14 protein-coding genes and 1 pseudogene are annotated in these 13,267 nt (G+C 70.0%); 4 read left to right on the forward strand and 11 right to left on the reverse strand.

All coding sequences use genetic code 11. From position 1 onward, the window contains the following. Positions 1–15 precede the first annotated feature (15 nt). Positions 16–867 (reverse strand): bifunctional DNA-formamidopyrimidine glycosylase/DNA-(apurinic or apyrimidinic site) lyase, encoded by an 852-nt coding sequence (gene mutM, locus A37W_RS0118855; protein WP_026198606.1) that lies wholly within the window; start codon positions 865–867, stop codon positions 16–18. A 104-nt stretch (positions 868–971) separates the two neighbouring features. On the opposite strand from mutM, the gene ubiE reads away from it, so the two are divergent. Together ubiE and ubiB are read left to right on the forward strand one after the other, a co-directional pair. Continuing rightward, positions 972–1,724, forward strand: a complete 753-nt coding sequence (ubiE, locus tag A37W_RS0118860) for a bifunctional demethylmenaquinone methyltransferase/2-methoxy-6-polyprenyl-1,4-benzoquinol methylase UbiE (RefSeq protein ID WP_018304613.1) — start codon at positions 972–974, stop codon at positions 1,722–1,724. A 1-nt stretch (position 1,725) separates the two neighbouring features. Then, a complete protein-coding gene (ubiB, locus tag A37W_RS0118865; RefSeq protein ID WP_018304614.1) occupies positions 1,726–3,255 on the forward strand; it encodes a 2-polyprenylphenol 6-hydroxylase in 1,530 nt (509 codons plus the stop codon). On the opposite strand, the gene A37W_RS0118870 is transcribed toward ubiB, so the two are convergent. Both A37W_RS0118870 and A37W_RS23910 read right to left on the reverse strand, forming a co-directional pair. Beyond that, the gene (locus A37W_RS0118870) at positions 3,252–3,923 is read right to left on the reverse strand and encodes a flagellar hook capping FlgD N-terminal domain-containing protein (RefSeq protein WP_026198607.1); all 672 of its coding nucleotides are present in this window, start codon (positions 3,921–3,923) and stop codon (positions 3,252–3,254) included. The genes ubiB and A37W_RS0118870 overlap by 4 nt on opposite strands. Positions 3,924–3,941: 18 nt before the next feature. Next, entirely contained in the window at positions 3,942–4,823 is an 882-nt protein-coding gene (locus A37W_RS23910) for a flagellar hook-length control protein FliK (protein ID WP_157236507.1), read from the reverse strand. Positions 4,824–6,294: 1,471 nt separating this feature from the next. On the opposite strand from A37W_RS23910, the gene A37W_RS23915 reads away from it, so the two are divergent. Beyond that, positions 6,295–6,567, forward strand: coding sequence for a rod-binding protein (locus A37W_RS23915; protein ID WP_018304617.1), 273 nt, complete (start codon positions 6,295–6,297; stop codon positions 6,565–6,567). Further along, positions 6,560–6,901, forward strand: a complete 342-nt coding sequence (locus A37W_RS22470) for a hypothetical protein (protein WP_018304618.1) — start codon at positions 6,560–6,562, stop codon at positions 6,899–6,901. Before A37W_RS23915 ends, A37W_RS22470 begins: the two co-directional genes overlap by 8 nt. A 232-nt stretch (positions 6,902–7,133) precedes the next feature. Here the strand turns inward: A37W_RS22470 and A37W_RS24450 are convergent. From A37W_RS24450 to A37W_RS23020, 8 genes and pseudogenes are all read right to left on the reverse strand, one after another. Next, positions 7,134–7,223: pseudogene (locus A37W_RS24450) on the reverse strand (chemotaxis protein MotB); the annotation flags it as partial. A 76-nt stretch (positions 7,224–7,299) separates the two neighbouring features. Further along, complete coding sequence (locus A37W_RS0118890; protein WP_018304619.1) at positions 7,300–8,070, reverse strand: FkbM family methyltransferase; 771 nt, start codon at positions 8,068–8,070, stop codon at positions 7,300–7,302. Between the two features lies 1 nt (position 8,071). Further along, the gene (locus A37W_RS0118895; RefSeq protein ID WP_018304620.1) at positions 8,072–8,473 is read right to left on the reverse strand and encodes a DUF6165 family protein; all 402 of its coding nucleotides are present in this window, start codon (positions 8,471–8,473) and stop codon (positions 8,072–8,074) included. Further along, positions 8,466–9,863, reverse strand: a complete 1,398-nt coding sequence (locus A37W_RS0118900) for a tetratricopeptide repeat protein (RefSeq protein WP_018304621.1) — start codon at positions 9,861–9,863, stop codon at positions 8,466–8,468. The genes A37W_RS0118895 and A37W_RS0118900 overlap by 8 nt, the downstream gene beginning before the upstream one ends. After that, the gene (locus tag A37W_RS0118905) at positions 9,860–10,651 is read right to left on the reverse strand and encodes a hypothetical protein (RefSeq protein ID WP_018304622.1); all 792 of its coding nucleotides are present in this window, start codon (positions 10,649–10,651) and stop codon (positions 9,860–9,862) included. Before A37W_RS0118905 ends, A37W_RS0118900 begins: the two co-directional genes overlap by 4 nt. Positions 10,652–10,785: 134 nt before the next feature. Then, positions 10,786–11,841, reverse strand: coding sequence for a Gfo/Idh/MocA family protein (locus tag A37W_RS0118910; RefSeq protein WP_018304623.1), 1,056 nt, complete (start codon positions 11,839–11,841; stop codon positions 10,786–10,788). Then, the gene (locus tag A37W_RS0118915) at positions 11,838–12,623 is read right to left on the reverse strand and encodes a ThuA domain-containing protein (protein ID WP_018304624.1); all 786 of its coding nucleotides are present in this window, start codon (positions 12,621–12,623) and stop codon (positions 11,838–11,840) included. Before A37W_RS0118915 ends, A37W_RS0118910 begins: the two co-directional genes overlap by 4 nt. A gap of 109 nt (positions 12,624–12,732) precedes the next feature. Next, on the reverse strand, positions 12,733–13,257 hold the full coding sequence (locus A37W_RS23020) for a hypothetical protein (protein ID WP_018304625.1): 525 nt from the start codon (positions 13,255–13,257) through the stop codon (positions 12,733–12,735). Between the last annotated feature and the right edge of the window lie 10 nt (positions 13,258–13,267).

The raw sequence follows: 13,267 nt of genomic DNA on the forward strand, positions 1-13,267 counted from the left end.
AGACCGTCTTTGGCGTCACCTCTGGCAGCGCGGACAGAAGAACGTCGACCGTCCGGACTGCACGATCCGGGCGATAGTGCCGTCGCAGCCGGGGGTGGGGCAGGGCGCGCCCTCTCGATCGTAGACCCGGAACGCGTGCTGAAAATAGCCCAGCTCGCCGTCCGCCTGCCGGTGGTCGCGCAGGGACGAGCCGCCCGCTTCGATCGCCTCTTCCAGCACCGTCCGGATCGCCGGGACAAGGGTCGCCGCCCGCGCCGCCGACAGCCGGTCGGCCCGCCGTGTGGGCCGAATGCCCGTCCGGTGCAGCACCTCGCAGACATAGATGTTGCCGAGGCCCGCGATCAGCTTCTGGTCCAGCAGGGCCGACTTGAGCGGCGTCCGCCGGCCTCTGAGCCGCGCTGCGAGGTACGTCTCGTCGAAGGCGTTCCCCAGCGGCTCCGGCCCCAGATCCTTCAGCAGCCAGTGCGCCTCTACGCCCTCGGTCGGCATCAAATCCATCGCGCCGAACCGCCGCGCGTCGTTGAACGTCACCCGCGCCCCGCCGTCGAGGTCGAGCACCACGTGGTCGTGCTTCTGCGGCGCCGGGTGCTCGTTGTGGAAGGCGCCCAGCTGAACCCCCGACACCAGCATCCGCCCCGACATGCCGAGATGCACCAGCAACGTCTCGCCGCCGTCGAGGTCGAGCAGCAGATACTTCGATCGCCGCCGCAGACGCTCCACCCGGCGGCCGGTCAGCCGCTCGGCCATCCGCTCGGGCAGCGGCCAGCGCAGGTCGGGGCGGTTCACCGCGGCCGACAGGATCGTGCGCCCCTCCATCGCGGGGGCCAGCCCGCGGCGAACCGTCTCGACCTCTGGCAATTCCGGCATTGCGCGCTTTCTAAAGGCAGGAGCGATGTGTAAGGCAGTTTCTGCGCAGAAACTGCAGGCAGAAAATGCGCATTTTCTGCCGCCAATCCAGAGGCGGACGAGAGATGACCGACGGGCAGGACAGGACCACGCACTTCGGCTACCAGACCGTGCCCGAGGCCGAGAAGGCCGACCGGGTCCGCGGCGTCTTCACCTCGGTCGCGACGCGCTACGACCTGATGAACGACCTGATGTCCGCCGGCATCCACCGCCTGTGGAAGGATGCGATGATGGACTGGCTGGCGCCCCGCCGCGGCCAGCGCCTCCTCGACGTCGCGGGCGGCACTGGCGACATCGCCTTCCGCTTTCTCGGGCGCGCCGGGACGGCGCAGGCGACGGTTCTCGACCTCACCGCCTCCATGCTCGAGGCCGGGCGCGCCCGGGCCGAGGCGGAAAGCCTTGCGGACAGCCTCGACTGGGTGGTCGGCGATGCGATGGCGCTGCCGTTCCCCGACTCCAGCTTCGATGTCTACACGATCTCGTTCGGCATCCGGAACGTAACCCGCCCCGAGGACGCACTGGCCGAGGCGTACCGCGTCCTGCGCCCCGGCGGCCGGTTGATGGTGCTGGAGTTCAGCCGCGTGCCGAACCCGATGCTGCGGGCCGCCTACGACGCCTATTCCTTCAACGTCATCCCGGCCATGGGCCGGGCGGTGACCGGGGACCGCGACAGCTACCAGTACCTCGTGGAATCGATCCGCCGCTTCCCGGATCAGGAGACGTTCCTGTCGATGATCCGCGCCGCGGGCTTCGGCAACGCCGCCTACCGGAACCTGACGATGGGCGTCGCCTGCCTCCATTCGGGGTGGAAGCTGTAACGTGCGCGGCCCGCACAACATCCTGCGGGTGATCCGGACCGGCGCCACGTTCGAGAGGACGGGCGCCATGACCGTCGCCCTCGCCGCGTTCGACGCGCCGCCGCTGGTGCGGGCCGCGCTGCGCATCCTCGCGTGGCCGTTCCGCTGGCTCGGCTATGCCGGCGATCCGACCATGCCGCCGGTGACGCGGGCGCTGACCGCGCTGGGCCCCGCCTACATCAAGTTCGGCCAGATCCTCTCGACCCGCCCCGACGTGGTGGGCGAGGATCTGGCCCTGCAGCTGATGGTGCTGCAGGACAAGCTGCCGCCCTTCCCGAAGGCGGAGGCCCGCCTCGCCGTCGAGCGCGAGCTGGAGCGGCCGGTGGACGAGTTGTTCTCCGAGTTCTCCGAGCCGGTCGCCGCCGCGTCCATCGCGCAGGTGCACCATGCCCGATTGGCGCGCACCGGCGAGGAGGTCGCGGTCAAGGTCCTTCGGCCCGGGATCGAGCGGGCGTTCCGGCGCGACATCGACGCGTTCTACTTCCTCGCCCGCATCGTCGAAGTCCTCTCGCCGAACTCGCGCCGCCTGCGCCCGATGGAGGTGATCCGCCACTTCGAGGGCGTGGTGATGGGCGAGCTGGACCTGCGGCTGGAAGCTGCCTCCGCGGGCGAGTTCGCCGCCAACACCGCCGGCGACGAGGGCTTCGTCGTGCCGCCCGTCCACTGGGATCTGTCGGGGCGCCGGGTCATGACCCTCGGTTGGGCCGAAGGGACCGGCATGGGCGACCTCGCCGCCATCGACGCCGCCGGTCACGACCGCCGCGTGCTGGCCGAGCGGGTGCTGCAGCTGTTCCTGCGCCACGCTTTGCGCGACGGCTTCTTCCACGGCGACATGCACCAGGGGAACCTCAAGGTGGCGAAGGGCGGGGACATCGTCGCCTACGATTTCGGCATCATGGGGCGGATCGATGAATACACCCGCCGGGTCTATGCCGAGATCATCATCGGCTTCATTCGAAAGGATTATGCCCGCGTCGCCGAGGTGCATTTCGAGGCTGGCTACGTGCCGGCCGATCGCGACGTGGACGAGTTCGCCCGCGCGCTGCGCGCGGTGGGCGAGCCGATCTTCGGCATGGACGCCTCGCGCATCTCGATGGGGCGGCTGCTGTCCTACCTCTTCGAGGTGACCGAGCGGTTCGGGATGGAGACGCGGACCGAGCTGATCCTGCTGCAGCGCACGATGGTGGTGGTCGAGGGCGTGGCCCGCTCGCTCGACCCGCACATCAACATCTGGCAGGCGGCGCGGCCCGTGGTCGAGGGCTACATCCGCGAGTTCTTCGGCCCCAAGGCGCTGCTGCGGGATCTGCGCCGGACCGCGTTGGTCCTCGCCCGCTTCGGCCCGCGCCTGCCGCACCTCGCCGAAGCGGCGCTGATCCGGCAGAGCCTTCCGCCCGCGCCGCCGCAACGCCCGTCTCGGGCCGGCCCTCTCCTGTGGATCGCGACCGGGGCGGCGGCGACCCTGGTGGGCGTCCTGGCGGCCGGACTGCTCTAGGCCGCCGGCGGCTGCCGGAGCGCGCTTATCAGGCTGGCCGGGATCTGCTGGCCTCCCGCGAACTGCAGCACGATCTCGTCTCCGATCGACAGCACTTCCGTCACCCTCTGGTAGAGTTCGGCCGTCTCGCGCAACAGCTCCTCGCCTTCGGCGGAGCTGACGACCTCGAACCTGTACAATCCCTCGGGCAGCGGCGCGCCCCCGTCGTCGAGGCCCGTCCAGACATAGGGCTCCGCCGAGACCGGCAGGTCGATCTCCTGCACGACTTCGCCGGCCTCGTCCGTGACGACGAGGGCCACCTCGTCCGCAATCGCCGCGGGATTGGGCGAGATCGTGATCGGCGCGCCGTCGTACCCGGCGGGGATCGGCGCCCGCGCCTCCTGCCCCACCCAACCCGCCATCTGTGCCATGCCGGACAGGTTCATCTGCGACATCAGGCCCGTCAGCAGGTCGTTGGTCAGAACCTGTTGCTCCACCTGCGAGAAGGTCGCGAGCTGCACCGCATAGTCCGCCGATTCGATAGGGTTGAGCGGGTCCTGGTTGGTCATCTGCGCAGTGAGCATCTTGAGGAACACTTCGAAATCGGACGAGATGACGCCGCTCCGTGAAGATGGTGGAGTGGCGGCCGCTGCGGACCGGGTGGCGGTGCCTAAGGGGGAAATTTCCACGTCAGTCTCCGGTGCAGGTCAAAGTCGCAGGTCGAGATGTGCGGAGCCGGCGCTGCTCCGGCCAGTCGCCGCCGGGGCCGGGAGGGAGTCGATGGCTTTGTCACGGATCGCGCCCGCGGGGTCCCCCTGCGCAGGACGCGCACCATCCCGGCCGCGCCCGTCAGAGCCATTGTCACCGTCGCCGCGGACCTCGACATCCACGCTGCGGTAACCGAGATCGGACAGGTCGCGGGCCAGCTGATCCGCCGAGCGACGCAGCTGCTCGGCCGTCTCCGGTCGGTCGGCGACGATCTGGATCGAGACCGCGCCCTCCGCCGACGCCACCGTCAGCCGGACGCGGCCGAGCTCTTCCGGCGAAAGGCGAATCTCCGTCTGCCCCTCCCGCAGATCCGCGACGGTGAGCGCGATCTGGCGCGCCGGGGGTGGGGGCAGGTCCGGCTTGAGAGCGGCGGCCGAGTCGCGTCTCTCAGCGTGGGGCGTCGCGGTGCCAGATTGCAATGGTCCGGCGCCGCCGTCCTCTGCTCCCCCGCGGTCTTGTCTGGCTCCGGACAACGGCAGGTCCACCGTGAGGGCGAATATCCCTTCTCCCCGGCCGGGCGGAAACGTTGCCGTCAGGTCCGGCCTGAGAGGTGCCGTCGGATCGCGGCGTTCGACTATGGACGCCGAGGCGCCGTATTGTGATGGAGTGTCGCGGGTCTCCCGGCTCTCGTCGCGGTCCTGCGTCGTTTCGGACAGCGGCATGACCGTCGGGGACGTGAGGAACCCGCGTGCCCGGCCGGGCAGATACGGCGGGCTCGGGTCGGGCTTGAGGGGCGCCGCCGGGTCGCGTCGCTCGGCATGGGGCGCCGGGCTGCCAGGTCGTGTCGTTTCGACGCCGATGTCCTGCGTTTCCTCGGGCATCGCGAAGCTCGCCGCACTGCGCGCAGAGCCTGGTGGCCGCAGCGTCGAGGAGGCAGTCGGCGTCACCGGGAGAACGCCCCGATCTTTCGCGCCTTTCCGCCGAGGGTCGGGTTGCCCTGCTCCGCCACCGATAGCGTCGTCGCGCTGTCTCGCGGGTCGGCCTTCGCCCCAATCTTGTAACGCAGCGTTTGGTGGTCGAGCGACACGTCGCCATGTCGCTTCCCCGGAGGTAGCAGGAGCGGCAGTTCGAGCCGTGAGCGCTCCTTGAAGCTGGGACGGTGGACTCGAGATGGGCCGAGACGCGCCGAGGTTGAAGAGAACGGTATCCTGCCCGAGCTCGGCACCGACGGCCTTGGCGGCGACGCCGGTGCGGAGATCCGCCGTAACGTCGTCCGACAGCTTGCGCAGGACGCCCTCTGGACCCGACCCGACCTGGCTGGGAATGTCCCTCAACTGGCTCTCGCCGTGCACCGGCCGGTGGCGGTGGACAGGCGATGCCGGCCCCGTCGGCGGCGAGCCGTCAGGTCGAGGATTGCGTGTCGCCGGGATGGTGTCGGCTTCCTCGGAAGAGCTCGTCGGCACCATGCCCGGATCCTCCTTTCGGCTCGGAGCGATGGGGGGCGAGGCAGGCCCGCGGGCGCCCTCGGCCATGCGCGGTCGCGCCACATTCCCCGTCTGAAGGCCGGCTCGGATCCCGCCCTGCCCTGACCGTTGGTGCTGAGCGGCCGGGCCGGCGAAATCTATGGCTGCAGTCGAGGTCTTCGTTCGCACGCCCTCGCTGCCGTTTCGCCAGTCAGCGCTCGACCCCGGGTCTGTCCGCGCTGTCACGCCATCCGCGGCCGCGGGGGCCGTCACGCGAATGTCTGCGTCGCTTGCCAGCGGCGTGCCATCACCCTCGTCGGGGCCCGCGAGGTCAAGGTGCGACCGGCCGATCGGCAGATCGTCGTTCAGCCGACGTATTGCTGGACCTGTGAACGTGCGCACCTCCACGCCTGTCGGAAAGACCTCTGCGGGCCGGTCTTCGGACATGTCCGACGACGGTGCCGGTTTCCCTTCGTCCAGATGCGGATGATGACGGCCCACGTGGCCGATGTCGCGGGCCTGCTCGAGCGCACCGACGCCCTCGACCTGTTGGCCGTGATGGCCAGGCGAGGTCGCGCTCCGGGCCGGCGCCGTACCAACCATTTCCTCCGGCGGTCGGCTGCCGGACGACCGGCGGCCGTCGTCCAGCCAGGCCGAGAAGTTCTCGGATGCGCCCTCACCGGACGGATCCTCCACCGAAGCGCGGCTCGCGCCGGTCTCGCCGCGGGGGCGCGACGGGGGCAACCCGGAATGGTCTGCCGAGGACGGAAACGGGAGAATCATCGACATCCCTGCCATACAGTTCGCGTCGATCTATTGCCCACGAAGGCTTACCAATCCTTTACCTGGATCGCCGAAAGTAGGCCGGACGCATTCGAGAGGTCTGACCTTGATCGACACTTCCTTCGGCCCCCCGGCCGCCGCCCCGGCGCCGCCCGACCCGCTGCGGGAGGCGGCGATCCGTCTGGAGGCGACCTTCCTGTCAGAGATGCTCGGCGCTGCCGGGCTCGGCGACGTGCCCGACGCGTTCGGCGGGGGGGCGGGGGAGGCGCAGTTCGCCTCGATGCTCCGCGACGCACAGGCCGAGGCGCTCGCCCGCTCCGGCGGCATCGGGCTGGCCGAATCGATCTACCGGGCGCTCGCGGGTGGTGCGGATGGATGACGGCGAGCTGAGTCGCCTGCAGGATCTGCTCGCGCGGGAACGCGAGGCTCTCCTGATGGCCAACTACGCCGTCTTGCCCGCCCTCGCGCCCGAGAAGGCGCGGCTCGTGGCTCGGCTCGGCGGGGCCGGGATCTCCCGGACGGCGCTGCGGCGGGCCGAAGCGGGACTGAGACGGAATCAGGCCCTGCTCGCCTCTGCCCTGTCGGGTCTGCGGGATGCGGCCGCCCGCGCCGAACTGCGCCGAGGCATCGCGGCCGCTCTCACCACCTACGACCGCGACGGGGCGCTGTCGCGCCATGGGCCGGCTGGCGGCGACGTCGAGCACAAGGCGTGACGCGGCGGCGCCGAGACCGGGCAAGCCATTAACCATAAAGAAAAAAAGTCAGGGGGTGCCCCATCGGCGTCAAGGTTTCGTCAACGTCTTCCGGCAATGGTCGCACTCGCATCCCGCACGGGATGGCGCGGCGGCGGACACGCCCCCGCATGGGTCAGAACGGCTCCCGACCGGCGAAGGCCGGGCAATGGAACCCGGGCGCCAAAGGCGCCCCGACCTAGGAGTATGGAATGGCGACCTTCCACGCCCCGCCATGGTGCCCGTCCCCGCCGGAGACCTTCTTGCGCTTGATGATAAGCGGTCTGTTCGCCTGAGCCGACATGTGCCCACCCGTCCTTTTCTCGCCCCCGCGACAGGGGCTAGCGATCAGGCGGTTAAGGGAATCTTATCCGATCAAGTCAGCCCGAAAGGTCGGCACGGCGCCATATTTCGTCCGGTCCGGCCAGTTCGACAAGGACGTAGCCGGCGGCCTGCATCACCTCGGCGATGCGGTTCGTCCCGGTGTTGTTCTCGATCGCCCACACCCCGACATTGTGGCGGGAAAACGGAAAGGACTCCAGGACGCGGACCTCTCCGCCCTCGATGTCGAGCGAGACGAAGTCGGGTTGGGTCACTCCCGATTCGTCGAGGATGCGGCTCAGGGTCCGGGTCTCCACCGTCACCGTCGCCTCGCGGTGGCGGGGGTCGGCACGGACCTGCTGCAGCAGGCCGGGATCGTAGCGGTCGGCGAGGCCGCTCATCTGGGTGTAGCCCTCGGTCACCTCGAGGAACTCGGCGGTGCCGTCCTCGGCGTCGACGGCGTAGGGCAGGCACGGACAGGTCCGGACCGACGCGGCGGTGGCGCGTGTCTTCGCCACCGGCTCCACGAGCACGCCGGTCCAGCCGCGCCATTTCTCGAAGAACAGCGTGTTCGACCCGGTCACCCCGTCGTAGCCCCCGATGTCGGCGAAGGTGCCGCCCGTCCGGCCGCCGAGCAGGCGGTCGACGATCATGTCCTGCCCGGCCTGGGAGACGAACGGGTAGGCGGCCGGCCCGCGCAGCATCTGCCGCACCTCGTGCAACTCGCGGACGAGCGCCCCGCGGCGCCGGGTCCGCTCCGTCTGCAGCGCCTCCGACAGGCTCCGTTCGAGCGCGGCGAGGTCGCGCCGCACGTCCGCCAGCGACGGCACGTCAGTCCGCCCCGCCGCCGTAGTCGGCGTAGGACTTCTCCTCGACGATGGTCGAGCCGAGCAGCTCGTTGATCCGCCGCTTGGCGTCGGCCCGGCGGTCGTTGGTCCGGTAGACGGCCCGGGCGAGGGCGATGAAGTCGGGGCCGAAGTCGCCCCGCGCCTCGCACTCGCGGATGTCGTCCTCGATCACCCAGAGGCGGGTGTTGATCCCCATCAGCTCGTCCTCGAGCACGGGCAGGTCGGGCGTGTCGGGCAGCTTGTCGGCCACGGCCTGCAGGACCGACAGCTCGCGCCGCACGTTGGCGAGCTTGGCCTCGTCCGCGATCCGCTCGGACTTGATCCGGAGGATGGTGATCTTGTCGATCAGTTCGCCGGCCGAGACCGGGACGAGGATGTCATCCATGCGCGCGCGCCTTCCGCCAGCGATCCAGCTCCTGCTCGAGCCCGGAGCGGACCCGCGCGATCACGCCGGCCCAGTCCCGTGGCGTCTCCTGCCGGATCAGCCTGACCGACGGATACCACGGCGTCGTCTCGCCGTCCGCCCCCCACATCCAGAAAGAGTCCCAGTGCAGCAGCACCCACGCCGGCACCCCGAGGCTCCCGGCGAGGTGGGCGGTCGCGGTGCAGGTGGTGACGACGAGGTCGAGCTCCCGCATCATCGCGGCCGTGTCGGCGAAGTCGCGTTCGGTCCGGGCGACGTCGTGGAGCAGCGTCGCGGTCCCGTCCTTGCGCATCTCCTCGGCCATCGGGCCCTTGTGCAGGCCGTAGAACTGCGTGTCCGGCAGGTCGAGAAGGGGCCAGTACTCGCGATGGCTGAACGACCGGAAGGCGTTGGCACGGTACGTGACGGATCCGTTCCAGACGAGGCCGACCCGGAAGCGGTCGCGCGCCGGCGCGGCGAGGGCCACCGCCCGCTCGCGCGAATCGTCGGGCACGTGGAGGCGGGTCGGCGGCGGCACCTCGGGCGACGCCGCGAAGTGGTGCGGCAGGGCGTCCATCATGTAGCACCAGGTGTCGAACCCGGCGCCGTCCATGCTGGTCGCTGCGGCGTCGACGCCGTCCGGTTGCGACAGCAGCCGATGGACCGGCCCGTTGTTCAGCAGAAGGACGCGCCCGGCGCCGCACCTCTCCTTCAGGACCGGCAGGAACCGGCTGAACGCCAGCGCGTCGCCGAAACCCTGCTCCGGCACCACCAGGATCGTCCGGCCGTCCAGGGGGGAGCCGTCCCAGCGGGGCATCGCCATCCTGCGCGGCGCCAGCTCGCCGGTCAGCCAGCGGGCCTCGTAGGCCTCGAACCCCTCGAGGTAGCGCCCTGCGGCGAGAAGCGTCAGGGCGAGCTGCACCCGCATTTCCGCATGGTCCGGATACCGCTCCGCGGCCTCCTTCAGGAGCGAAATGGCCTCGTCGTAGCGCCGCAGCGTCCGCAGCGCCTTGCCCATCATGGCGATGACCTCGGGATCGTCCGGCCGGTCCGCCAGCAGCTGCCGCCGCAGCTCGAGCGCCCGCTCCGTCTCTCCGGTATCGGCGAGGATGTTGGCGAGGTTCCCGGTGATCGACCGGGCCCGTGGCATCAGCGCGTAGGCCCGTTTCTGGGCGATCAGCGCCAGGTCGTGGCGTCCCGCCACGCGGTGCAGCGCGCCCAGGTTGCTCCACATCCCGCCGTCGTCGGGACTGGCCGCCAGGTACGCCGCGTACAGCTCGGACGCCTCGTCCAGGCGGCCGGCCCGGTGCGCCTCGACCGCGGCGTCGCGGACTTCCGCAACCGTCGGCGGACGGGATCCGGCCTCGCTCATCCGTCGGCCGGACGGCGGCGGCGGACCGGTACGACCAGCGTCTCGGGCCGCACCCTCTCGGCCGCCTCGAACAGCGAGAAGGTCTGGTTGACGTAGTTCACCGCGCCCGAGATGTGCTCGAGGTACGTCTTCAGCTCGTCCGTGACCTCGGTCTCGTGCACCGCGACGCCGCGATCCTGCGGCATCGTCTCGAACCCGGCGTAGAACAGCGGGTCGCCTCGGTTGATACGGATCGGCTTCGTCGTGTCCCACCACTCGAACGCCCACATCAGGGGCCGCGGCCAGACGTTGATCGGGAACCGCCCGCCGAAGATCGTCCCGGGCAGCGGATCACGGGTGTAATGCATGAACGGCGAGACCTGGCTCATGTAGACCGGCTCGTCCGCGACGAAGACGTAAGGCAGGGCGAGCTGGATCGTCGGCACGTCCTTGTGCCGCCACTCCGCCTCGGACACCATGTGCAGCTTCTCGCCCAGCTTGCTGCCCCGGATCGCACTGGCCTCGCCGCTGAGGTTGCGCATCGCGGCCTTGCCCTTGTCGTCGCGGACGAAGCCGATGTTGATGTCGAAGGGGCAGCGGATCAGGAAATACCGGCTTTCGAGGTTGATCACCGCCGGACAGCGGGAGGCCGACTTGGCGTGCTGCCGGTTCAGGTCCGCAGACCGCACCCGCTCGGGCGGGTAGTAGATCACCGCGGCCTTCGCGTCCGCCAGGAACCAGCCCACCGTGACCGGACCCGTGCCCGCCTCTGTGCCGCGGGTATTCTCGAAACTGACGGAAAGCTGCATCTTCGTAACCGGTCCTGTCGTGCAATGCCATCGACCGCACTGGACGCCAAAACGTCCTCCCAAGTCAAAGGCGGCGGCCATGGTCCGGGAGCGGGCTGTCGTCCGGGCGCACCAGCGGCGCGCCCGGACGCGCGTCAGAGCGTGAGTCCCAACCCGCCCTGCGCGTCCGATTCGACCGCCGTGTCGATGACCTTCTGCAGCACCGCGCCGCGGGCGAAGTCGGGCAGGACCTTTTCCTGCGCGCGGATCGCGGCGGCGAAGCGGGCGTAGTTCGTCGGGACGTCCGGCGTGTGCACCTCGCGCCAGGTCCCGGTCAGGATGTCCTCGCCGAGGCAGGCCTTCAGCGTGCTGACCTTGTTCTCGTACCGCACGTCGAGACCGCCCTTCGTGCCGTAGAGCCGCAGCTTGAGATCGTTGATGTGGCCCGTCGCGAAGCGGCTGGCATGGACGACGCCGGTGGCCCCGTTCTCCAGCTGCAGGTGCATCGCGAAGCTGTCGTTGGCGTCGAGCGTGTATTCCCCGATCTGGCCGCCCGGCGCCTTGTCGAAGGTGGTCAGGCGGCACGACACGTTCGTCGGCTCCAGCCCCGCGGCGTAGGTCGCGTAGTCCAGGATGTGGACCCCGACGTCGCCGAGCACGCCGAGAGAGCCGTGCTTGCTGGACAGGCGCCACAGCCACTTCTGCTCTTCCCGCCACTCGCCCCAGGCCGGCTGGGTCAGCCAGCTCTGCAGGTAGGCGGCCTCGAAGTGCCGGACCTCGCCGATTTCGCCGGCCTGCACCATCGCGTGCGCCTGGATCAGCGCGGGCACGTTCCGGTAGGTGAGGTTCACCATGTTGATGACGCCGCGCCGGTCGGCGGCGACGGCCATCTGCCGGGCGTCGTGGTAGCTGGTCGCCAGCGGCTTCTCGCACAGGACGTGCTTGCCGGCCCCGAGGAGGGGCAGCGTCGTCGGGTGGTGCACCGCGTCGGGCGTCACGTTCGACACGGCGTCGAACTCGCCCCACTCCAGCGCCTCGGCGACCGAGCCGAAGCCCATCTGCAGCCGGTGCTTGGCCAGAAATTCCAGCCGCCGGCCGGGGTTCAGGTCGACGCCGCCGACGAGGCGGACGCCGTGCAGTTCCTCGAAGGCGTTCGCGTGGGCATTGGCCATGCCCCCGGTGCCGACGATCAGGACACGAACCTCGCTCAACGCAGACCCTCTTCGCCATGGGCGTGCAGCTTCGGGCCGCGCTCCTCGATCTTCTCGGGCGCCTTGTCAACGGGCACGTTCGGCGCCTTGGTCGGGTCGGCCAGCCGCTTCGCCGGGTTGTGCGCCCAGCGCACCGCGTTGCGCAGCACGGTATGGACGTTGCCGTCGTGGTAGGTCGGGTAGGTCTCGTGCCCGGGGCGGAAGTAGAAGACGTTGCCCGCCCCCCGCTTCCACGTCGCGCCCGAGCGGAACACCTCGCCGCCCTGGAACCAGCTGACGAACACCGTCTCCATCGGCTCGGGGATGCCGAACGGCTCGCCGTACATCTCCTCGTTCTCCAGCTCGAAGCTGTCGGGCAGGCCGGCGGCGATCGGGTGGTTGCGCGAGGTCAGCCACAGCCGCTCGCGCTCTCCCGCCTCGCGCCAGGTGAGGTTGCAGGGCGTGCCCATCAGCCGCTTGAACGGCTTGGAGAAGTGGGCGGAGTGCAGGGCGATCAGGCCCATGCCGGACCACACGGCCTCGACCACACGCTCCACCACGGCGTCCTCGACCTGCTTGTGGCGGGCATGGCCCCACCACAGCAGGACATCGGTCTGCGCCAGCCGCTCGGCCGTCAGGCCGTGCTCGGGCTCCTGCAGGGTGGCGGTCGTCGCCTCGATCCCATCGTCGGCGTTCAGCGCCCCGGCGATGGTGCCGTGCATCCCCTCGGGATACAGGTCGGCCACGACCTTGTTCGTCTGTTCGTGGTGGTTCTCGCCCCACACGACGGCACGGATCGGCATGAAATATTCCTCGGATCGCCTTCGGGCGCCGACATTAGTCCCGAAGAGTCAGCTTTCAACTAAGGCCGCACACGGGCAATTCGGCGGCGTCCGGACTGTTGCAACGACGTCAGGGCAGGCACTCGCCGGGAAAGGTGTCCGAGGTCCATTGCGCGAGCGGCAGTGCCGGAACCGAGGCGTCCACCTCCGCCTCGTGATCGCCGTCCATGACGACGCCCCGGCCCGTCAGCAGGTTGAGATCGCACAGCCCGCGCGAGTCCGGATTGAGGGTGTCGTACCAGTCGTAGCTGAACCCGGCGACGCGGTAGGCGCCGTCGCGGAACGCCACGGTCAGGACCTGCCTCCAGCGGTCGCGGCCGATGGCCTCGTTCTGCGAGACGATTTGCAGCGAGCCATTCGGCGCAACGTCGAGGGACGGCGTGGTGCCCGCCATCGCGCCGGACCACACGACGTCCCGGTACACGCGGATGCCGTCCAGCCCATCGACGGTCAGCAGGGCGCCGCCCGCGTCGTCGGTTTCCATAACCCACGTCTCGATCGTCCCGTCGCCGTCGAGATCGGTTTGCACCTCGGTCGCCTCCTGCGCGGCGGCGGGCAGGGCGGCGAGGCAGAGCAGGGCGAGGAGGCGGCGCATGGCGGCGATC

The sequence above is a fragment of the Wenxinia marina DSM 24838 genome, from assembly GCF_000379485.1.
In the GTDB taxonomy this organism is placed as follows: Bacteria; Pseudomonadota; Alphaproteobacteria; order Rhodobacterales; family Rhodobacteraceae; genus Wenxinia; species Wenxinia marina.